Genomic DNA, 20,241 nt, shown 5'->3' on the forward strand with positions numbered 1-20,241 from the left:
CGCGGTGCCGTCGCCCTCCACGGCGGCGCCACGGCCGACTCCCCCGCCCTCGGTGCCGCCGGTCCCCGTCCGCGACGCAGCCCTCGGCGCGACACCGCCACCCGCCGCAGCACCCGAACCTGTGCGGCTCGTCGTGCCGGACGTCTCGGTGGACATGGCCGTGGATCCCGTCGGCGTCCAGGAGGACGGAGCCATGCAGATCCCCGAGGACGCGGACCGCGCCGGCTGGTACCGGTACGGACCGGCCCCGTCCGATGCGCAAGGCACCACGGTTCTGGCCGCGCACGTCGACAGCCGGCTCACCGGGATCGGGCCGTTCGCACGCCTGCGCGAGCTGAACGTGGGATCGACCCTCACGGTCACCACGAGCGACGGGACCGAGCACGCCTACCGCGTCGTCGACCGGCAGGAGGTCGCCAAGGACACCGCACCGGTCGCGCAGTGGTTCGAGCGGACCGGCGCCCCGCGGTTGGTGCTCGTGACCTGCGGCGGAGCGTTCCGCCGGGACATCGGGCACTATGAGGACAACATCGTCGTCACCGCCGAGCCGATCGATGGATAGCGACGTGACACTGGCGCACACGTGGGAGGAGCCGTCCGTGACCGTACCCGGGCCTGGCTCCGGGGACACTGTGCGACCGCACGGCCGCGATCCGGACGGCGAAGGAGTCAACGCGCTCGGCGTCGCGTTCGCCGGCGGCGACGAGAGCGCGCTCGCGGAGGCCTACCGACGGTGGGCGACGCTCGTGCACTCGATCGCGTTGCGGTCGCTCGGGAGCATCTCTGACGCGGAGGACGTCACCCAGCTCGTCTTCGTCCAGGCGTGGCGGAGCCGGGAACGGTTCGACCCCGCCCGGGCCCGCCTGCCCGCCTGGTTGCTCGGCATCACGCGACACGTCGTCGCAGACACGCACGAGCGGCGCAGCCGTGACCGGCGGTTGCGCGACAGGTCCGCGGAGTCGGCGCAGGAGGTGACGACGACCGTCGACGACCGGGTCGTCGACCGGGTGGTGATCGCCGACGAGCTGGATCGGCTTGGCGACCCGCAGCGCACCATCCTGCGGCTCGCGTTCTACGACGACCTCACCCACGACCAGATCGCGAGCCGGCTGGACCTGCCGCTCGGCACGGTGAAGAGCCACGTCCGGCGCAGCCTCGCCCGACTACGGACCAGATGGGAGGCCGACGGTGTCGTTCGATGACTCGCACGTGGACGACGACGTGCTCGCGCTGCTCGCCCTCGGCGAGGACGCTGGTTCCACGGCAGACCACGCCCACCTCGAGCAGTGCCGACGCTGCGCCGACGAGGTCCAGTCGCTGCGCGATGTCGTGCTGCTCGCGCGGTCGGGCACCGGGGGCGCACGGCTCGTCGCACCCGCACCCGCCGTGTGGGACCGGGTCGCCGACGAGCTCAGGCTCGCTCCCGGCACCCGCGCGCTCGGAGCGTCGACGCCCCAACCGCCTCCGCCCGCCGAGCCGCTCGCCGACGTCGTACCCCTGCGTCCGCGTCGCTCACGCCCGGTCGGCTGGTCCTGGGTCGCCGGTGCCGCGGCCGTCGGTCTCGTCGTGGGTGGCGGCGGTGCCTGGTGGCTGGCCAACCGCGGCCAGTCGACCACGGTGCTCGCCACGGCGACGCTCGAGCCGCTCCCCGGATGGGACGCAGCCGGGTCGGCCGTCGTGGAGACGTCGCCGGACGGCGGTCGGGTGCTGGTGGTGGACCTGTCCACCAGCGTGCCGTCCGGCAACGCCTTCCAGGAGGTCTGGCTGCTCAAGCCCGACGTCAGCGGCCTGGTGAGCCTGGGCACGTTGGAGGGGGCGTCGGGCCGGTTCGACGTGCCCGACGGGCTCGACCTCACCCAGTACTCGGTGGTCGACGTGTCGCAGGAGAATCTCGACGGGGACCCCGCACACTCCGGCGACTCCATCGTGCGGGGCCCGCTCCAGGCGTAGGTCGTGTCAGCGTGGGTGCAGCGCCCAGACGTGCGAGGGGCGCTGCACGCTGGTCAGGCCTTGTCCTTGCTCGCCGCCTTCGACGCGGACGCCTTCTCGGTGGTGGCGGACCCGGTGCTCAACGCGCCGCCGACGGACTCCAGGTGCGCGCGCACGAACCAGTGGAACAGCTCGAGCTCGTGCAGGTGCCCGATCAGCAGGTCGTTGGTGACGGGGTCGGTCTCCTCGGTGTCCTCCGCTGCCTTGCGGTGGTCGGTGATGACCCCGACGTAGACCACGTCGAGCGCACCGAGGTGCGCGATCGCGCTGTCCCGTCCGATCGAGTAGTCCTCCCACGTGCGGTTCTTCACCAGAGCGCCCGGTGTGCCCACGGGGGCGACGCCCAGGGTCGCGATGCGCTCGGCGATCGCGTCCACCATGAGCCGCACGGCCTCGACCTGCGGGTCGAGCATCTCGTGCACAGCGATGAAGTGCGGCCCCACCACGTTCCAGTGGATGTGCTTGAGCGTGAGGGCGAGGTCGTTCAGGGAGTCGAGCCGCTGCTGGAGCACCGCGGCGACGTCGGCGCCCTCCTGCGGGGTCAGGGACGGGACGGTGTACTTGGGCAACGCCATGACGAGCTCCTTCTGGGTGGGGTTCAAGACACCGTGCCAAAGGTCTCCGCACCTCGCCACCGGAGTGCGGTCCGCGCGCGAGGCCGAGGCGGAGTACCTACGCTCGTGACAGGTCGAGGAATGGCCGCGGGCACACGGACGAAGGACAGTGCCATGCCGGAGCGCGACCCTGGCCCGAGCGTGAAGGACAAGGACCTCTACGAGTCCCTTCGCGACGAGGGCAACAGCAAGGAGAAGTCGGCGCGGATCGCCAACGCAGCCGCGGCGTCGAGCCGGAGCGAGGTCGGGAGCAAGGGGGGACGCTCCGGCTCGTACGACGACTGGACGGTGGCGCACCTGCGCAAGCGGGCGGCCGAGGTCGGCATCAGCGGGCGGTCGTCGATGACCAAGGCCGAGCTGGTCGACGCTCTTCGGTCCCACTGACCGGGCCCGGTCGGGTCGGTGTGAGGGCGACGGGGCGCACGAGCCGCCGCCCCGACATGCGTGCGGCGCGCGGCGGTGCCACGCTCGACGTGACCACGGCCGCCTCGAGACGACGGGAACGGCCGCAGCAACCTCCGTCGCGGGCGCCGCACGTCCGACGCGACGGGAAACGGGGCGACGACGTGGCAGAGGTTCAGCACCTGGTCGTCATGGGGGTCGCAGGCTCGGGCAAGACGACGGTGGCGCGGATCCTCGCCGACCGGCTCGCCCGCCCGCTCGGCGAGGCCGACGAGTTCCACCCGCCGGAGAACGTCGCGAAGATGGCAGCGGGAACACCGCTGACCGACGACGACCGGTGGCCTTGGCTCCGAGCGATCCGCGACTGGCTGACCGCCCACGCCCGCGAGGGGCAGAGCACGGTGGTGACCTGCTCGGCGCTCAAGGTCGGCTACCGCGACGTGCTGCGGGAGGCGCAGGGGCGCGTGCAGTTCGCGCACCTCGCGGCGCCCGAGGCCCTCATCGAGGACCGGATGGGGCTGCGCACGGGCCACTTCATGCCACCCGAGCTGCTCCCGTCGCAGTACCGGACCCTCGAACCGTTGACCGACGCGGAGGACGGGTTCGTCGTCTCGGTGGACGTGCCGCCCGAGGCCGTGGCGCAGCGGGTGCTCGACGCCCTCGCCACCCGCGGGGTGCCGTCATGATCGGGGCGGCCAGCGCGCTCGTCGCGGCTGTGGACCCACCGGACGTGAGCGAGACGCGGCTCATCGTCGCTGCGCTCATCGGCATCGCGACGATCGTCCTGCTCATCGTCGTGGTCAAGCTCCACCCGTTCCTGGCGCTGACGATCGGGTCCGGGGTCCTGGCCGTCGCGGCAGGCATCTCCTACCCGGACGCGTTCACGAGCTTCAGTGCGGGGCTCGGCACGACGGTCGCGGGCGTCGGCGTGCTGATCGCCCTCGGCGCCATCATCGGCAAGCTGCTGATCGACAGCGGCGGGGCCGACCAGATCGTCGACACGATCCTCGGGCACACCCCTGCCCAGCGCCTGCCCTGGGCGATGGCGCTCATCGCGTTCATCATCGGCATCCCGCTGTTCTTCGAGGTCGGGGTCGTGCTGCTCATCCCCGTCGTGATGCTCGTGGCTCACCGGTCGAGGGTCTCCTTGATCCTCGTCGGCATCCCTGCGCTCGCCGGCCTGTCCGCCCTGCACGGGCTCGTCCCGCCGCACCCCGGTCCCCTGATCGCGATCGACGCGCTCAACGCGAACCTCGGCGTGACCCTGGGCCTCGGGCTGCTCGTCGCGATCCCGACCGTGGCGATCAGCGGTCCCCTCCTCGCCCGTCCGATGAACCGCTGGGTGCCGCTGCCGCCACCGCAGTCACTCCTCGGTGAGGCGCGCGACGACGAGGGCGCGAGGCGGCCGTCGTTCGGCACCGCGCTCACCGTCGTGCTGCTCCCCGTCGTCCTGATGCTCGCCCGGACGATCGCCGAGGCCGGTGGCGCGGACGACACCGGGGTCGGCGAGGTCTTCGTCTTCCTGGGCACCCCGCTCGTCGCGCTGCTGATCACGTCGCTGGTGGCGCTCGTCGCCTTCGGGACCGCGCTCGGGCGCACACGCGACGAGGTGAGCACCCTGGTCGGGCTGTCGTTCGCACCCATCGCGGGGATCCTCCTCATCGTCGGTGCGGGTGGCGGCTTCAAGCAGACTCTCGTCGACTCGGGCATCGGCGACGTCCTCGGCCAGAAGCTCGCCGACGCGCCCATCTCCCCGCTGCTGGCCGGCTGGCTCGTGGCCGTCCTGATCCGCCTCGCGACCGGCTCGGCGACCGTCGCGACCATCACCGCCGCGGGCATCGTCGCCCCGCTGGCTGCCGACCTGTCCACCTCGCACGTCGCCCTGCTCGTGCTGGCCATCGGTGCCGGGTCGGTGTTCTTCAGCCACGTCAACGACGCCGGGTTCTGGCTGGTCAAGGAGTACTTCGGCATGACGGTCGGCCAGACGTTCCGCACGTGGTCGGTCATGGAGACCGTCCTGTCGGTGACCGCGCTCATCTTCGTGATGCTGCTCAGTCTCGTGGTGTAGGACCCGCGCCCGCGCTGAGCACGGGCCGTGGTCGAGCGTGCGACGCCGGGCAGTCGAGCCGGGAATCGCCGAGGCCGCAGCCCGCTCGTCGGGCCGTGGTGGGCATACGCTCACGCACGCGGTGGGAAACGCGATGACCCGAGAGCTCTGGGGTGAGATGTCAGACGACGGTGGCGACCAGGCGGTCGCAGTCTCACCGACGAGGCTGCGGACAGGTGTGTTCCTGGTCTTCCTGTGGTGGATCCCCGTCTGGCTGGCAGCGCCCGTGATCGCGGAGGCGTTCGGTCTGGACGGCCGTGACGTGCTGATCTGGCTGATCGTCGTGCAGACGATCGTCGGCCTCGCCGGGGTGCTCGTCGTCGGGAAGCAGATCGCCCGGATCATGAAGGGTGTCCCCTCCCGGCGCATGCTCCCGACCGTGTGGCGCGTACTACGTCGCGGCACCATCGACGCCACCGGCTAGCGGGTCGCGCGGCGTGAGCGACCCGCTCGCCGTACCTGGCAGCGCGCGACCTACTCGGGCTTGTACTTGAACGACAGCTGGATGCGGGTGCGGAACAGCAGGTCCCCGGTCTCGCCGACCACGACGTCCTGCTTGGTCACCTCTGCGACCCGGAGGTCGTGCAACGACCCACCCGCCGTGCTGATCGCCTCTCGGGCCGCCTCCTCCCAGGACGACGCGCTGGTCCCGATGACATCGATCACTCGATACACGCTCATCGTGTGTGCCTCTCCTCGCTCGGATCCGACCCCTCCATAGTGGTCGCGACCGGGCACCACCACCACGGGTCCGGGGTGCACCGAGCCCTCGCCACCGAGGTGCCGGGGAGTGGGGCCGCACAGCGTCCCACTCCCCCGCCGTGTCCTCGGGTCAGCCGGAGATGCGCGTGCGGCCGACGGAAAGCCAGCCTCCGACGGCCCCGTCCTGGTCCGCGTTGGCGAACCTCACCGGCTGCCCGTTCGGGAGCGGGTTCGTCCCCTGGACCAGCACCGTGTACATGCCGTCTCGCACGCCCCGCGAGCTGAAGGAGCCGTCGAAGCGGACCTCCGAACCAGCAGGGACCTGGTCGAGCTTCCAGCTGGTCGTCCACCGCTTGACGATCCGGCCGCGACCGTCCGCGAGCGCGACCGTGATCGGCCAGTCGTAGGAGAACGGCGCGACACCGACGTTCCCTACGACGATCCCCACGTCGAGGGTGCGCCTCGGCGAGCGGGGCTGATCGACCCTCGCCTGGGTGACGCGCAGCGAGTACCCGAGCGAGCGCGCGCCGTCGAGGGCCCGCACGCGATCGGCGTCCGAGTAGCCCGTGGCGAACGCGTAGTGGTTGATGAGCCAGCTGGCGTGCGTGGCGGCGACGCTCCCGGCGAAGTCGTTGTCGCCCCCCTCCTGGATCACGGGGCACCCTGCTGCGCTGAAGATGCAGGCCTGCAGCTCCGGGCGCAGCTCGCCGCCGATCGAGTTCGTCTTCCACTTCTCGGTGGCGCCTGCGGCGATCATCTGGTCCATGAAGTACCAGCCGTAGGGGCTGGGCTTCGTCGTCAGGGCGAACGAGTCGTCGTGGTATCCGACGTCGAGCGAGGCGTTGGCCGTGCTGGGGTAGCGCACCTCGATGTCGGTCGCGTCGAACGCGTCGACGAAGTCCTCCAGCAGCCGGAGCTGGTTCTCCTCGGTGGGCATGTAGTCGGGCAGGCCGTCGCCGTTGTACGGCCAGGTGTGCCACTCACCCCAGAACCCGATGAGTCCCGCCTGCACGAACCCGAGCCGCGGGTCGCCGTCGTAGCGGGCACCCAGAGCTGCGACGAACGCGTCGAGCGCAGCGACCAGGTTCGGGTCGTTGTAGTCCGGGATGACGCTGGTCGTGTTCCCGAACTCCGTGTAGGCGTGGGTCACGAGGCCACCGTCCAGGAGGAACTGTGGGATGCCGGACGGTTGCTGCGGGTAGTCGAGGTAGAACCGCATCGTGGTCTGGTGCCCTCGGGCGGCGACCTCGTTGATGGTCGCCTCGACCGCGGACCAGTCGAACGTCGACGGGCCGGTCATCACGGCGTCGAGCGGGAAGTAGGACCACTCCATCGAGTGCGGAAAGCCCGGGTAGTCACCCGCGAACGGGATGAATCCCTTGAGCGGGTTGCTGTCGGGCTCCACGCCGGCTCGCAGCGCCTTCCAGTCCTCGTGATGAGCACGGTCCCCGGCGGTCGCCGTGGACACGGCCCCGCCGATCGAGAGTGCGAGTGCCGCGGCGATGGCCGCCGACCTGAGTGCCCAGAGCCGACCTGACGACGTCGTCATGTCCTTCCTCCCTTTCAGTTGGCGATGGTGCTCGGTGGTGCGCTGTAGTCCACGAAGGGCGCGAGGTCGACGATGCGGTCGTCGATCTGGAACACGTAGCGGCCCCGTTGGGTCACCGTCTCTGCGCGCTCCAGCCACCGGCGCAGGTCGGAGATCTCGTCCGGCGCGAGCCACGCTGCGGGGTCGGAGGTCGACTTGAACCCGAGGATGGTCGCGACGTCCTCGAGCAGCTGGCGCTGCTCGTCGTCCAGCAGGCTGCGGCGGCGCCGGAAGTACACGACGTCAGGGTCCGTCTCGTAGACCGACCGCAGCCAGGCACGGTGGATCGACGCCAGGAACGCGTTCTTGGCGCCCACGCCTGTCGGGTCTCCGGGGCGCTCGCTGTTCTCCCAGTAGGCGCCGACGTCCGGACCGACGCGGATGCCGTCGAACGTTCCGGCCGAGGGGATGATCGGGGCGCCGCAGCCCAGCAGGTACACGTCGTCGCCGACCGTGTCGCGGATGAGGTCGATCGCGTCGCGGTACGCCTGCTCACGGTGGACCGGTGCGTTCCGCAGACCCTCGAGCGCCCCGGCGTACAGGAAGTCGAGCTTGAGATAGGTGAACCCCCACCCGACCACTCGCCTGAACAGCTCGCGCAGGTGCGCCTTGACCTCCTCGTGGGTGGTGTCCAGCGCGTAGTACGGACCGCCCCAGTTGTAGCCCGCGACGAGCGGACGCCCGTGCAGGCCCTGGACGAGCAGGTCGGGGCGCTCGAGGGCGAACGCGGAGTCCGGGAGCGCGATGAGCGGTGCGAGCCACAGCCCTGCACGGAACCCGGCGCTCTGGATCAGCTGTGCCGTCGCCGCCATCCCCGTGGGGAACCGGTCGTTGGCCTCCCAGTCCCCGACGGACCGTTCCCACCCGTCGTCGAGCTGGACGACGTCGAACGGCAGGCCGGCGAGGCCGTCGACCGTGTCGCGCACGAGGTTCTCGTCGAGGTCCTCGTAGAAGGAGTACCAGCTGCACCACACGCGTCCGGCCGACGAGGTGCGCGAGCCCAGCCGGTCCGCGACGAGCTCGGCGTAGCGCGCGAACACCTCGGTCTCCGGTCCGCGCGCCAGGTACCACTCGCCGTCGAGCTCCTCGGTGGTACCCCACAGCGTCGTGCCGGTGGCCCCCACCCTCGGGGCGCCCAGTCCGAGCGCCCCGAGGAGGATGACCTCGCCGTCCGGCAGCGTGATGGCACCGACCGCGCTGCCGGAGTGCGCGTGCGGTGTGTCGTTCCTCGCGTCGTCGGCGGTCAGCAGCCGCTGCTCGCTGCCGTAGATGCGCAGCGGTGCGTCGTCGACCCGTCTCCAACCGGACGGGCTCCAGGAGTTCCATCCGTGCCGGAAGAACTCCGTGGTCTCGAACGGGTGGACCATCGTGACGTCCCCGGACGGGATCAGGAACTCCCGTTCGCCGAGGGCATGCGGGGCGCCGTTGGCGACCATGGGTAGGGACACGTCTCCGAGCGGAACGACGCCGGAGAACTTGGCGAGATCTGTGAGCATTCTGGTTTCCCGACCTACTTGAAGAGGGCATTCACCTTGGCGTTGGCATCACTGAGCGCACTTTCTGCGTCATCGGTGCCCAAGGCGACGCTCTGGATGGCGTCCTGGACGATCTGGGACATCTCGCTGCCGTTGTAGTTGATGGGGATCAGGAACGTCCCGTCCGCGTCCTTGACGTAGGAGAGGAACACCGACGCATCCAGCCCGAGGTCGGCCCGCTTCGCGATGGACGCGTCAGACGCCTCCGAGTTCGCCGGGAAGATCACGCCTGTGGCTCCGACCACCGACTGGCACTCGGGCGAGGCCAGATACTTGACCCACTCCCATGCCTGGTCCTTGTGCTTGCCGCCGGCGTACAGGGCGTCGCTCAGACCGTTGATGGCGGACCTGCGACCTTCCGGACCGGACGGCAGAGGCGCGAACGCGTAGTCGCCGGCGACGTCCTTGAACATGAGCTGGTTGAACGACCCCATGCTCGTCATCGCTCCGGTGCCGGACTGCAGCACCTCGAGCCGGGACAGTGTCGACTGCTGGTCGAACGGGGGTGCGTACCCCTTGTCGGCCAGTGATGCCATCCAGTCGATCGTCTCGGCGAGCTTGGGCGAGTCGTAGTGGAACTCGGTGCCGAAGGGGTTCTTGTCCGAGTAGGAGAACCCGTTCGAGTGCGCGAGGTTGCCCCACAGGTTCTGGCCCTGCGAGCCGTCCGCCCACTCGGGCAGGAAGCCGTAGACGGCCACGTTGCTCTTGTCGAACGCGGGGTCGTCACCGTGGTGCCCGGCCTCGTCCACGGTCAGCTTGGCGATGGCGTCCTCGAACGTCCCCCCGTCGTCGGGGTTCCACGTCAGGTCCTGCAGCGCGGCGGGGTCGAGGCCGGCGTCGGCGGCGGCCGCCTTGTTGATGACCAGGCCGATCGTGTCCCAGTCCTTCGGCAGGCCGTAGCGCGCCCCGTCCACGACCCAGATGTCCGCCAGGCCCGGCACGTAGGAGTCGAAGTCCACCGCCGCGGCGTCCTTGTCGATGTACGGCTGCAGGTCCTCGATCTGCTTGTCGGCGACGAACTGCGGGTAGTAGGACGCCTGGTCGACCCAGACGTCCGGGGCGCTGCCGGCCGCGATCTGCGTCGCCAGGTTCGTCCAGTACTCGCCCCAGCCGTACTGGCTGATCTTGACCGTGATGTTCGGGTTCGCGGCGGTGAAGTCGTCGGCGCACTGCTGGTAGGCGGGAAGCTGTGCGTCGTCCCAGAGCCAGTAGTCGATCGTCGCAGCGCCGTCGCCGCCGTCGCTGCTGTTGGTGTCGGTGTCGTCGTTCCCTGACCCGCATCCGGCCGTCATCGCGATGACGACGATCGCCGTGGCGATCCCTGCGCCGTTCAGCGCCTTCTTGCTTCTCATGTGAGCACGCACTCCTTCGTGGGTGTACCTGGTGGGGGCAGTGGCCGGTGTCTTCACTTGATGCCGGTGAAGTTGAGCGACTCGACGATGCGTCGGCCGAGGAAGACCAGCAGGAGCGCGACGGGGACCACGGAGAGGGTCGAGGCCGCCATGAGACCCGTCCAGTCCGGCTGGGTGTTCGGGGACTGCTGCAGGTAGACGCCCAGGGCGACCGTGACCGTGCGCACCGACTCGTCGCGGCCGATGAGCAAGGGCCACAGGTAGTCCTTCCAGGACCACACCACCGTGATCAGCCCGAGCGTGATGAGGGGGCCCTGTGCCATCGGCAGCACGACGCGCCAGAAGATGCGGATCTTCCCCGCGCCGTCGAGCATCGCGGCCTCTTCGACGTCGGCGGGGATGTTCAGGAAGAACTGCCGCAGGAAGAAGAGTGCGAAGGGCGTCATGAGGACCGAGGGCGCGACCATGCCCCACACGGAGTTCAGCAGACCGAGATCGCGCACGAGCACGAAGTTGGGCAGGAGCGTGAAGATGCCGGGCACCATCAGCGCTGCGATGAGCAGACCGAACAGGGCGTCTCGTCCGCGGAACCTGAGCCGCGCGAACGCGTAGCCGCCCATCGCGCAGAAGAGCGTCTGGAAGGCTCCGATGAGCGCCGAGTAGACGACCGAGTTCCACAGGTACAGGGCGAAGTTGATGGACGCACCGCTGCCCCCGGCGGCTCGTGTCTCCTCCGGGGACAGGAGTCCGAGGACGCGCTGGAAGTTGATGAGCGTCGGGTGCGTCGGCCAGAAGCTTCCGGCGTCCGCGATCATCTCCGACGCCGGTGTGAGGGCCGACTTCACCATCCAGTAGAACGGGAACAGCGTCCCCAGGAGGGCGAGCGCGAGCACGCTCCACCCGATCGCCCGCCCGAGCGACAGCGGTCTGCGGGGCCGGCGCCGGACGGCGGGCGGTGACGTCGGCTCGCCGGTGAGCGGGGCCGGAGGAAGGGTCACGGACGTGGTCATGTCGGTCCCCTAGGCGATCTGAGACTCGGAGGCGCGCAGCATGCGCAGCTGGATGAAGGTGAGCACTCCGAGCAGCACGACGAGGAAGACCGCCATCGTCGCCGCGTACCCCATGTGGAAGTACGTGAACGCCTGCTGGTAGATGTAGTAGTAGATGACGCGCGAGGCGTTGACGGGTCCGCCCTTGGTCGCGACAGCGACCGTGTCGAAGATCTGGAACGACCCGATCAACGAGACCACGAGTACGAGGGCGAGGATCGGCCGCAGCAGCGGCACCGTGATCTGCGCGAAGGTCCGCAGCTCGCCGGCGCCGTCGATCGACGCCGCCTCGAACGTGTCCTGCGGGATCTGGAGCATCCCCGCGTAGAAGAGCAGCGCCGTGTACCCCACGTACGCCCACGTGTTGATGAGCGAGATCGTGGGGATCACCAGCGACGGGTCCGTGAAAAACCCCACCGTGTCGAGTCCCATCGAGCCGAGCAGGTGGTTCACGAACCCGAGGTTGGTGTCGAGGAGCCACAGCCAGATCAGGCCGACGGTCACGTTGGGCACCAGCCAGGGCAGCAGGAGCGTGGTGCGCAGGACCACCGAGCGCGTCAACCGGTGCATCAGCGCGGCGAGGACGAGCGCGAGCACCGTCTGCGAGCCGACGTTCACCACGACGTAGTAGAGCGTCACCTTCATCGAGTTCCAGAACTCCGGGTCGCGCAGCACGTTGGCGTAGTTCTCGAAGCCGACGGGCTCGGGCTTGGCCAGCAGGCTGTAGTCGGTGAACGACCACCACACGCCGCGCACCGTGGGGTACAGGTAGAAGATGGCGAAGCCGATGAGGACGGGCGCGATGAAGAACAGGGCGACCCGTCCGTCACCCCGCCGGCGCCGTCGCTCGGGCGACGCACCCGCGCGCGACCCAGGTGCTGTGCGCTGCCATGAGAGCTCGGTCATCGGGCGCCTCTCCGCGCCCAGCCGACTGGCCGTCATTGGCGCGATCCGTGGTGTGACGTGTCCGGCGAACCGTGCAGCGGCCGGGCGTGAGCCCCACTACAGTGGGGCTGGCGGAGTTAATAATGCAACGTGGCGATATAAGACGCAAGAGGATCGGAGCAGGAATGTCCCGGGAGGCGATGGTCGACACCTCAGCCGGCTCGATGGGTAGCCGGTCGCTGCTGCGCAGGATGAACTCCCTCGGTGTCCTGAGGTCCGTCATGGCCCAGCCGCAGACCCTGCGAGGCCTGTCGACGTCGTCGGGCCTCTCCCGCACGGCCGTCGACGCCGTCGCGTCGGACCTCACCGCGATGGGCTGGCTCAGCGCCGCAGACGCCCCGGCCGTCCGCAGCGTCGGACGCCCTGCCGTGACCTACGCGATGCCCCAGGACGTCGGCTGCTTCCTCTCGGTCGACGTCGGCGCGAACCACGTCTTCGCGGTCCTGACCGACCTCACGGGCGCCATGCTCGGGCAGAGCTCGGCGTCCGTCTCCGAGGCCGACCCGGCGCAGGACCGCATCGCCGCCACCCTCGAGCTGTGCGATCGGCTCCTCGGCGCCGCGGGGCTGGACCGCGGTGCTCCGTGGATCGTCACCGTGGGATCGCCCGGGTCGATCGGGGCCGACGGGCGCGTGCTGCACTTCGGCGGCACGGGCATGCCGGGGTGGGTGGGCCTCAACCTTCGCGACAGGTTCGCCCTCGAGTTCGACTGCGCGGTGCTGGTCGAAGGGGACGTGCCGCTGGGCGCCCACGCCGAGCTGGCCTTCGGGGCTGCGCGGGGCCACGCCGACGTGGTCTACATCCTGTGCGGACGCCGGACCAGCGGCGCGGCCATCGTCGGCGGCAAGGTCCACCGCGGCGTGCACGGCGCGGCCGGAACGGTCGGTGAGATCCGTGCGCTCAAGTGGGCCGAGCTCAACGAGCTCTACGGGCAGGACGTCCTGGGGAGCCCACGCCCCTCCCGCGAGCAGATCTTCGAGCTCGCCCGGTCCGGAGACCCGGCGGCGATCGCGGCGATCGACGAGTTCGCCGACGACCTGGCGTCCGGTGCCGCCGCCATGGCGCTCGCGATCGATCCCGAGCTGCTGGTCATCGGCGGCGGCAGCGCCCCCGGCGCCGACGTCTTCCTCCCCCGCTTCGAGCACACGCTGGGCACGATCTGCCCTCTGCCGCCGCCCGTCGTGGCCTCGACCTTGGGCTCGGAGGCCGTCGCCCTGGGCGGAATCAGCCTGGCCGCGCAGCACCTGAGCTCGGTCCTCGAGGATGCCGTGCGGACGCGGACGTCGTTCCCTGACCCTCACGAGGCACGGTCGTTGGTGCGCAAGGCGGAGCGTCGCGGCTGAGGCGTCCGGGCCTGCCGCCGCACCTCGACACCACGCGGCCCGACGCACCAGAAGGCCCGCCGGGCGGCTCCCGCGGAGCAGCCCGGCGGGCCCGGTGCGGTACGCCTACGCCGTGGCCGCTCCGGTCATGAGGGCGACAGCCTCGGTCATCGAGTGCGACTCCGGGGTGATCGTCGCCGCGCAACGGCCGAGCCGCTGGACGTGGATGCGGTCGGCCACCTCGAACACCTGCGGCATGTTGTGGCTGATGAGGATGACGGGGATCCCCTTGTCGCGCAGCGTGCGGATCAGTGCGAGAACCTGGTTGGACTCCCGCACCCCCAGGGCGGCCGTCGGCTCGTCGAGCACCACGACCTTCGACCCGAACGCCGCGGCGCGCGCGACGGCGACCGCCTGGCGCTGGCCGCCCGAGAGGTTCTCGACCGGAACCGTCACGTCCTGGAGCGTGGAGATCCCCAGGTCTGTCAGCTCGGCGCGGGCGCTGCGCCGCATGCCGGCCGTGTCCATGACCCGGAAGACCGAGCCCAGGATCCCTGGCTTGCGCACCTCCCGCCCCAGGTACAGGTTCGACGCGATGTCCAGCGACGGGGAGACCGCGAGGTTCTGGTAGACGGTCTCGATGCCCTCGGCCCGAGCATCCTGGGGCCGACGGAACGCGACCTGCCGCCCATCGAGCATGATCTGCCCCTCGTCCGGTATCTCCGCCCCCGTGAGGCACTTCACCAGCGTCGACTTCCCGGCGCCGTTGTCGCCGATGATCGCGAGGACCTCGCCCGGGTAGAGCTCGAGGCTCACACCGTCGAGCCCGACCACACGCCCGTAGGTCTTGACCAGGTCCTTAGCCTGCAGGACAGGAACACGTGCAGAGCTGGCGGTCGGCGTCTGCGCGCCGTCGACGAGAGTCACTTGCGCACCTTCCTGATCCACTGGTCGACCGAGACGGCGACGATGATGAGCACACCCACGGCGAGCGTCTGGTAGAGCACGTCCAGCCCCGCGAGGGACAGGCCGTTGCGGAAGACGCCGACGATCAGCGCACCGAGCAGCGTCCCCCACACGGTGCCGCGCCCCCCGAACAGGCTCGTCCCGCCGATGACGACGGCCGTGATCGAGTCCAGGTTCAGGTCGACCCCCACGTTCGGGCTCGCCGCGTTCGATCGCCCGATCTGGATCCATGCGCCCAGAGCGAGGATCGCGCCGGCGGTCAGGTACACGCTCATCAGGACGCGGTTGACGCTGATCCCGGCCAGCCGCGCGGCCTCCTTGTCGTCACCGACCGCGTAGACGTGCCGCCCCCACGCGGTTCGCCCGAGGATGGCTGCGACGATCACGTACAGCGCCAGCATCAGCAGCACCCCCGTGCTGATCCGCACGCCGCCCACGTCGAACGTGGTGCCCGTCCAGGTGAGCAGCGCCGGCATGTCCCCACCCCGCACCGTGGAGCCCTGCGAGTACAGGAGCGTGAGCGCGATGAAGACGTTGAGCGTTCCGAGCGTCGCGATGAACGGGGGAAGCCGGAGCCGAGTGACGAGGAGCCCGTTCACACCCCCGGCCGCCAGGGCGACCACGAGGCCGACCCCGATCGCCACGACTGCGGGCAGCCCGTTCGTCGTCGCCGTCTGGGCCATGACCATCCCGGACAGGACCATCACGGCACCCACCGAGAGGTCGATGCCGGCGGTCAGGATGACCAGCGTCTGCGCGACGCCGATGGTCCCGACGACGGCCACCTGCTGGGTGATCAGGGAGAGGTTCCCCGGCTGGAGGAACCGGTCGTTGAGCAGGCCGAACACGATGATCGAGGCGACGAGCACGATGGCAGGGCTCAGGGCCGGATAGCGGTGCAGCGTCCCCCTCACCTTGTCCAGCGTGCTGCGTCGGTCGAGGAACTCGGTCGCGAGGTCCTGGGGTGGCGGGGCTGCGGGGCCCCGTCCCGAGGCCGCGGGCGCGATGCTGTTCGCCACCGGACTCACTTGCCCCAGCAGAGGTCGGTGGCCTCGGTCGTGTCGATGCTCTCGACACCGTCGACCGGCTTGTCCGTCACGAGGGCGACACCGGTGTCGTAGAAGTCGAGACCCGCGCTCGTGCTCGGCTTCGTCCCGTCGGTCGCGAGCTGAGCGATCGCCTCGACCCCGAGCTGCGCCATCCGGACCGGGTACTGCTGGCTCGTGGCTCCGATGATCCCGTCCTTCACGTTCTTGACGCCGGCGCACCCACCGTCGACGGAGACCATGATCACGCCGTTCTCCTTGCCGGCTGCCTGCAGCGCCTGGTAGGCGCCGTACGCGGCGGGCTCGTTGATCGTGTACACCACGTTGATGTTCGGGTTCTTGGACAGCAGGTTCTCCATCGCCGTGCGACCACCGTCCTCGGCGCCGTTGGTCGACTCGTTGCCGACGATCTCGTAGTCGCCGCCGCTGTAGCTGCCGGTGGGGGCCTCGTCGCCGTTGGCCTCGCCGTCGGCCACGTCGATGCCCATCCCCTCGAGGAAGCCCTGGTCGCGGTTGTAGTCGACCGAGACGACCTTGTCGTTGAACAGGTCGAGAAGCGCGATCGTGGCCTTGTCACCGTCGAGCGTTGCCGCCGCCCACTCGCCGATGCGCTTGCCCGCATCGCGGTTGTCGGTCGCGAACGTGATGTCCACGGCGTCGGCCGGGTCGGGCGGGGTGTCGAGCGCGATGACGTACAGGCCGGCGTCACGGGCCTTCTCGATCGCGTCGACCACGGAGGGGCCGTTCGGAGTGATCAGGATCCCCTTGTCGCCCTTGGCGATGGAGTTCTCGATCGCCTGGATCTGGGAGTCCTCGTCGCCGTCCTCCTTGCCGGCCGCGAGCGTCAGGTCGACGCCGTTCTCGGCCGCCGCAGCCTTGGCCCCTTCCTGCATCGCGACGAAGAAGGGGTTGCTCGTGGTCTTGACGATGAGCGACACGCCGACCGCGGAGTCGTCCGAGCTCGACGGTGAGTCGCCGGAGTCGGAGCTGGAGCAGGCCGTCAGTGCGAACGCGAACACGCACGCGCCGGCGCCGGCTACGGCGAGGTGGGAGCGGCGGGCGGAGCGGATGCGAGATCTCGACATTGAACTCTCCTCATGACTCGGCCGGGGCGGCCTAACAACGTTGTCAGGACCATGGATAGTTCCCCCGGGGGAAACGGTCAAGGGTTGGCGGTCTGAACGAGACCAAATCGTGACATCGTTGTCAGACGCGACAGCGATGAACCAAGTCGCAGGGTCGGCGTCAGGGCCCTGTCAGCCGTTCCCGCGCGCGACGGGTGGTCGGATCTCCCCCGAACCCCGCACGACGAGCCGGGTGGGCACGACGATCCGTTGCGGTGGGAAGGCGCCGTCGGTCATCCGCCCGAAGAGCCGCTCGGCCGCAGCACGTCCGATGGCGAACGGGTCCTGGGCCACGACCGTGACGGGCGGGTCGAGCAGGTCGGCGAGCGAGAAGTCGTCGAAGCCGACGAGGGCGATCGAGTGGTGCACCCCCAGCGTCCGCAGCGCCCGGAACACCCCGATCGTGATGAGGTTCTGACTCGCGAAGATCGCGGTCGGGCGCACGGAGCGCATCAGGAGCTCCATCGCCGCCTTGAACGCGCTCTCCTCGTCGTGCAGGTCCTCGACCACCAGCGACTCGTCGACCGGGATGTCCGCACCCGCCATCGCCTGCCGGAACCCTTCGAGGCGCTGGACCGCGGTGGCGATCGTCGCCAGGTCGCCCATGAACGCGATACGCCGATGTCCGCTGCCGACGAGGTGCTCGACGGCGTGGCGCGCGCCCTCGACGTTGTCCGCCACCACCGTGTCGACGTCGATGCCCACGGCGGGTCGGTCGATCGCCACGATGGGGGTCCCTGCCTCCAGCTCCCGCAGGAGATAGCGCTGGTCGACCCCGGTGGACGTGAGGATCAGACCGTCGACCCGCCGCGAGGTGAAGGCCTCGACGAGCGCACGTTCGCGATCCGGATGCTCGTCGGTGCTCGCTGAGAAGACAGCTACTCCGCGGGCCTCCGCGACGTCCTCCACAGCACGGTGGATCGCCGCCGCGAACGGGTTGTCCACGCTGGCCAGCACCAGGCCGATGCTGCGGGTCCGCCTGCCCGTCCGGCGGAGGTTGCCGGCGACCATGTCGACCTGGAAGCTCAGCTCCTGCGCCGCGCGGCTGACCCGCTCCGCCGTCGCGGGAGCCACCCCGGGTTCGCCGTTGACGACCCGCGAGACGGTCTTGATCCCGACACCGGCGAGCGCGGCGACGTCACGCATCGTCGCGCGTGGTCGCAGCCCAGGCGCGGGCCGCTCACCCTCATGGGGCGCCGCGTGGGTTGACATCGTGGTCATGGCCGCACTGTAACGTCCATGCCCCCGCTCAGGGTGAGCCTGCGCCGCGGAGGACCGTCACGCGAGATCGACACTACGAGGACATCGTTGTCAGGGCGCGCCGCCCACGGCATTTCCCGGTGTCGGGCGCGTAATGGGCGTGGCGCCCGTCATCTGGGGCCGTTCCAAGCGCTCGAGCAGGTCCTTCGCAAGCTCTGTACAGTTCGCGTGAATAGCACTCGTGTATTCGGGCCCCTCGCGTCGAAAGTCGTAGAGGCGCGGAAACTTCTCCTGTGACGACAAAAGCTTCCACGCGCTCCAGTTGAGAGCCGGAATCATCTCCTGGTCAATGTCGTGCACCCAGGAGCGATGTGTGCCCGCGTAGGCTTTGATGGTTTCCGCCACCACCGCCTCGTCCAAGCGCTGAATGTCCGCTATCGGCTTGTAGCCGTCGCGGTACTCGTTGATCAGAGCGGTCAAGTACTCTTCCGACGCCTCCAACCGCCTCACGTACTGATCTGAGTCGTCCCAGCGTGCCTCGAGCCGAAGCCGAAGGGATTGCAGCCGGACACGGAGGGCGATGACGTCCTGCATGCGGTCCCGGTACGAGAGGGACGAGCGGTGCGCTTCGATGAGGATGCGCGCGTGCTCGATCCCGCTACGAATGCTTTCCAGCTCCGCGATCGACTCGTGCACGAACGCGCGCTCGTGCTCGACCTTGTCCTGGTCACGAGCCACAGCAGCGGCCTGCTCGTCGCGCTGTCGTCCCCACCGATCCAGGAGAAGCTTGACGACTCCGCCAATGATCGCCACGGCGATGATGGCGATCAGAGCTTTCGCGACCTCCATCCACAGGACCTTCGCATCAAGGTCGTCGACATTCGCCCACAGAACGACCAGGCCCGCCAGAGCGAGCAAGGCGACGGCCGCCACGCCGACCAGTGGTCCGATCGTGAGCGCGGGGCGCCCGCCACGGGTGGTCGAGTCGCCTCCGGTGTCGCTCACACGACCTTTCCTTCCTTGACCAGCTCACGGACGATGGCCGACTCGAGGAAACGACGGTCCACCGCCGGCGTTGCGTCGGCCAGGTACTCGATCGCGCAGAAGTGTGCGACGTTCACGATGCCGGCGCCCGTCAGGGCGAACCGGGTGGAGATGTCGCGCCAGTCGACGTCGTCGGCCACGACGACCTGCGAAGGGAACGAGCGCTGCCACAGGTCGCAGCGGTCCTCGGCCCTGGGCATAGGGAAGTGGATCACCGCCTGGAAGCGCCGCAGGAATGCCTCGTCGACGTTGCCCCGCTGGTTGGTGGCCAGAACGATCAGGCCCGAATGGTTCTCGATCCGCTGCAGCAGGTAGGCGATCTCCTGGTTGGCGTACTTGTCGTGCGCGTCACGGATCTCGGTGCGCTTGCCGAACAGCGCGTCGGCCTCGTCGAAGAACAGGATCCAGCTCTTGTTCTCTGCGCGGTCGAACAGCCGCGCGAGGTTCTTCTCCGTCTCACCGATGTACTTCGACACCACGCGTGACAGGTCGATCCGGAACACGGGCCTGCCGGTGTGCTTTCCGAGCAGCGTCGCGGTGAGGGTCTTGCCGGTGCCCGGTTGGCCGTGGAACAGCGCCCGATAGCCCGGCTTCACGCGCTTGCCCATTCCCCAGTCGCCAAGCAGCGTGTCGTTGAAGCGCACCCAGTGCTCGATCTCGGTGAGCTGACGCTGGGTGTCCGGCTGCAGCACGACGTCGCCCCAGTCGAGCTCGGTCTCGATGTGCTCTGCGGGGAAGTCGGTGCTGAACCGGGGCAGGCTCACCGAACCCGTGGTGAGTCGCTCGACGACCTCCGCGTCGAGAATCAGCCGGCCACTCATCACCGGCTCCCCGTCCCGCACGGGATCCAGCCGGAGCACGTGGCGCTCCGCGAACCAGTGCTCGCGCGACAGGAGTCGTTGCACGTCCAGCCGACGCTGAAGATCGTCGCCGGCGAGGACGAACTGCGCGGTCTCGCCGGTCGGCAGAACGCCTCGGTGATGCTCGCCGCGCACCCCGCCGAACTCGGGGAGGTCGCCACCTTCCGGCAGGTGGTCGGCGATCAGCCTCCCGAAGAAGTCCGGATGCAGGTGCGGTGCGAGCGCCAGCATCAGCAGCACGGTCTCCGCGGGGGTCGGACCGGGGCCGTCCGTCAGGTCGGCCAGGTGCGTGCCGTCGAACCCGTGGTCAGCCAGTGCCCGCACCGGACCTGCTGCGGGGTTCAGCGACTCGTCGAGTCGTTCAGTCACCACGGCCGCAAGCCGGCCGAGGAGATC

The 20,241-nt window shown here is 69.6% G+C and carries 21 protein-coding genes; 8 read left to right on the plus strand and 13 right to left on the minus strand.

What is annotated here, in order from left to right:
* The first annotated feature begins 4 nt into the window (after window positions 1–4).
* Genes N553_RS0111945 through N553_RS0111955 form a run of 3 tightly spaced genes read left to right on the plus strand, consistent with a single transcriptional unit; the run spans window position 5 to window position 1,950 of the window.
* Window positions 5–562 carry a class F sortase gene (locus tag N553_RS0111945; protein ID WP_231505245.1) on the plus strand — a complete coding sequence of 186 codons (558 nt, stop codon included), beginning with the start codon at window positions 5–7 and terminating at the stop codon, window positions 560–562.
* Between the two features lie 37 nt (window positions 563–599).
* Window positions 600–1,202, plus strand: coding sequence for an RNA polymerase sigma factor (locus N553_RS0111950; RefSeq protein WP_231505246.1), 603 nt, complete (start codon window positions 600–602; stop codon window positions 1,200–1,202).
* Window positions 1,189–1,950: an anti-sigma factor gene (locus N553_RS0111955; protein WP_028046713.1), complete on the plus strand. Its 762-nt coding sequence runs from the start codon at window positions 1,189–1,191 to the stop codon at window positions 1,948–1,950. The genes N553_RS0111950 and N553_RS0111955 overlap by 14 nt, the downstream gene beginning before the upstream one ends.
* Before the next feature lie 53 nt (window positions 1,951–2,003).
* Here the strand turns inward: N553_RS0111955 and N553_RS0111960 are convergent, their stop codons facing one another.
* Window positions 2,004–2,564 carry a Dps family protein gene (locus N553_RS0111960; protein WP_028046714.1) on the minus strand — a complete coding sequence of 187 codons (561 nt, stop codon included), beginning with the start codon at window positions 2,562–2,564 and terminating at the stop codon, window positions 2,004–2,006.
* A gap of 153 nt (window positions 2,565–2,717) precedes the next feature.
* Here N553_RS0111960 and N553_RS0111965 point away from each other — a divergent pair, with 153 nt between their 5' ends.
* The 4 genes from N553_RS0111965 (at window position 2,718) to N553_RS0111980 (ending at window position 5,536) form a co-directional block, all read left to right on the plus strand.
* Complete coding sequence (locus N553_RS0111965; protein ID WP_028046715.1) at window positions 2,718–2,987, plus strand: Rho termination factor; 270 nt, start codon at window positions 2,718–2,720, stop codon at window positions 2,985–2,987.
* Between the two features lie 182 nt (window positions 2,988–3,169).
* Window positions 3,170–3,691 (plus strand): gluconokinase, GntK/IdnK-type, encoded by a 522-nt coding sequence (locus N553_RS0111970; RefSeq protein ID WP_028046716.1) that lies wholly within the window; start codon window positions 3,170–3,172, stop codon window positions 3,689–3,691.
* The gene (locus tag N553_RS0111975) at window positions 3,688–5,073 is read left to right on the plus strand and encodes a gluconate:H+ symporter (protein WP_051640104.1); all 1,386 of its coding nucleotides are present in this window, start codon (window positions 3,688–3,690) and stop codon (window positions 5,071–5,073) included. The genes N553_RS0111970 and N553_RS0111975 overlap by 4 nt, the downstream gene beginning before the upstream one ends.
* Window positions 5,074–5,206: 133 nt before the next feature.
* Window positions 5,207–5,536, plus strand: coding sequence for a hypothetical protein (locus N553_RS0111980; RefSeq protein WP_197030026.1), 330 nt, complete (start codon window positions 5,207–5,209; stop codon window positions 5,534–5,536).
* A gap of 50 nt (window positions 5,537–5,586) precedes the next feature.
* Here the strand turns inward: N553_RS0111980 and N553_RS0111985 are convergent, their stop codons facing one another.
* The 6 genes from N553_RS0111985 to N553_RS0112010 form a co-directional block, all read right to left on the minus strand.
* Window positions 5,587–5,793: a dodecin family protein gene (locus N553_RS0111985; RefSeq protein WP_028046719.1), complete on the minus strand. Its 207-nt coding sequence runs from the start codon at window positions 5,791–5,793 to the stop codon at window positions 5,587–5,589.
* 151 nt (window positions 5,794–5,944) lie between these two features.
* Entirely contained in the window at window positions 5,945–7,363 is a 1,419-nt protein-coding gene (locus N553_RS0111990) for a hypothetical protein (RefSeq protein WP_028046720.1), read from the minus strand.
* A gap of 14 nt (window positions 7,364–7,377) precedes the next feature.
* The gene (locus N553_RS0111995; RefSeq protein WP_051640105.1) at window positions 7,378–8,898 is read right to left on the minus strand and encodes a glycoside hydrolase family 36 protein; all 1,521 of its coding nucleotides are present in this window, start codon (window positions 8,896–8,898) and stop codon (window positions 7,378–7,380) included.
* A gap of 14 nt (window positions 8,899–8,912) precedes the next feature.
* Window positions 8,913–10,289, minus strand: coding sequence for a sugar ABC transporter substrate-binding protein (locus N553_RS0112000; RefSeq protein WP_028046722.1), 1,377 nt, complete (start codon window positions 10,287–10,289; stop codon window positions 8,913–8,915).
* A gap of 53 nt (window positions 10,290–10,342) precedes the next feature.
* Window positions 10,343–11,299, minus strand: coding sequence for a carbohydrate ABC transporter permease (locus N553_RS0112005; protein ID WP_081844528.1), 957 nt, complete (start codon window positions 11,297–11,299; stop codon window positions 10,343–10,345).
* A 9-nt stretch (window positions 11,300–11,308) separates the two neighbouring features.
* Window positions 11,309–12,244, minus strand: coding sequence for a carbohydrate ABC transporter permease (locus tag N553_RS0112010; protein ID WP_028046724.1), 936 nt, complete (start codon window positions 12,242–12,244; stop codon window positions 11,309–11,311).
* A gap of 164 nt (window positions 12,245–12,408) precedes the next feature.
* On the opposite strand from N553_RS0112010, the gene N553_RS0112015 reads away from it, so the two are divergent.
* Window positions 12,409–13,626 carry an ROK family protein gene (locus N553_RS0112015; protein ID WP_231505247.1) on the plus strand — a complete coding sequence of 406 codons (1,218 nt, stop codon included), beginning with the start codon at window positions 12,409–12,411 and terminating at the stop codon, window positions 13,624–13,626.
* A gap of 105 nt (window positions 13,627–13,731) precedes the next feature.
* On the opposite strand, the gene N553_RS0112020 is transcribed toward N553_RS0112015, so the two are convergent.
* The 6 genes from N553_RS0112020 to N553_RS0112045 form a co-directional block, all read right to left on the minus strand.
* On the minus strand, window positions 13,732–14,532 hold the full coding sequence (locus N553_RS0112020; protein WP_028046726.1) for an ATP-binding cassette domain-containing protein: 801 nt from the start codon (window positions 14,530–14,532) through the stop codon (window positions 13,732–13,734).
* Window positions 14,529–15,590 carry an ABC transporter permease gene (locus N553_RS0112025; protein ID WP_231505248.1) on the minus strand — a complete coding sequence of 354 codons (1,062 nt, stop codon included), beginning with the start codon at window positions 15,588–15,590 and terminating at the stop codon, window positions 14,529–14,531. The genes N553_RS0112020 and N553_RS0112025 overlap by 4 nt, the downstream gene beginning before the upstream one ends.
* A gap of 5 nt (window positions 15,591–15,595) precedes the next feature.
* Window positions 15,596–16,702: a substrate-binding domain-containing protein gene (locus N553_RS0112030; protein WP_051640106.1), complete on the minus strand. Its 1,107-nt coding sequence runs from the start codon at window positions 16,700–16,702 to the stop codon at window positions 15,596–15,598.
* Window positions 16,703–16,873: 171 nt separating this feature from the next.
* Window positions 16,874–17,962 carry a LacI family DNA-binding transcriptional regulator gene (locus N553_RS0112035; protein WP_028046729.1) on the minus strand — a complete coding sequence of 363 codons (1,089 nt, stop codon included), beginning with the start codon at window positions 17,960–17,962 and terminating at the stop codon, window positions 16,874–16,876.
* Between the two features lie 90 nt (window positions 17,963–18,052).
* Window positions 18,053–18,946, minus strand: coding sequence for a hypothetical protein (locus N553_RS0112040; protein WP_028046730.1), 894 nt, complete (start codon window positions 18,944–18,946; stop codon window positions 18,053–18,055).
* Window positions 18,943–20,214, minus strand: a complete 1,272-nt coding sequence (locus N553_RS0112045) for an ATP-binding protein (protein WP_231505249.1) — start codon at window positions 20,212–20,214, stop codon at window positions 18,943–18,945. The genes N553_RS0112040 and N553_RS0112045 overlap by 4 nt, the downstream gene beginning before the upstream one ends.
* Window positions 20,215–20,241: the final 27 nt, after the last annotated feature.

Origin of the sequence: Cellulomonas sp. URHE0023 (genome assembly GCF_000688475.1) — a bacterium.
Lineage (GTDB): Bacteria > Actinomycetota > Actinomycetes > Actinomycetales > Cellulomonadaceae > Cellulomonas.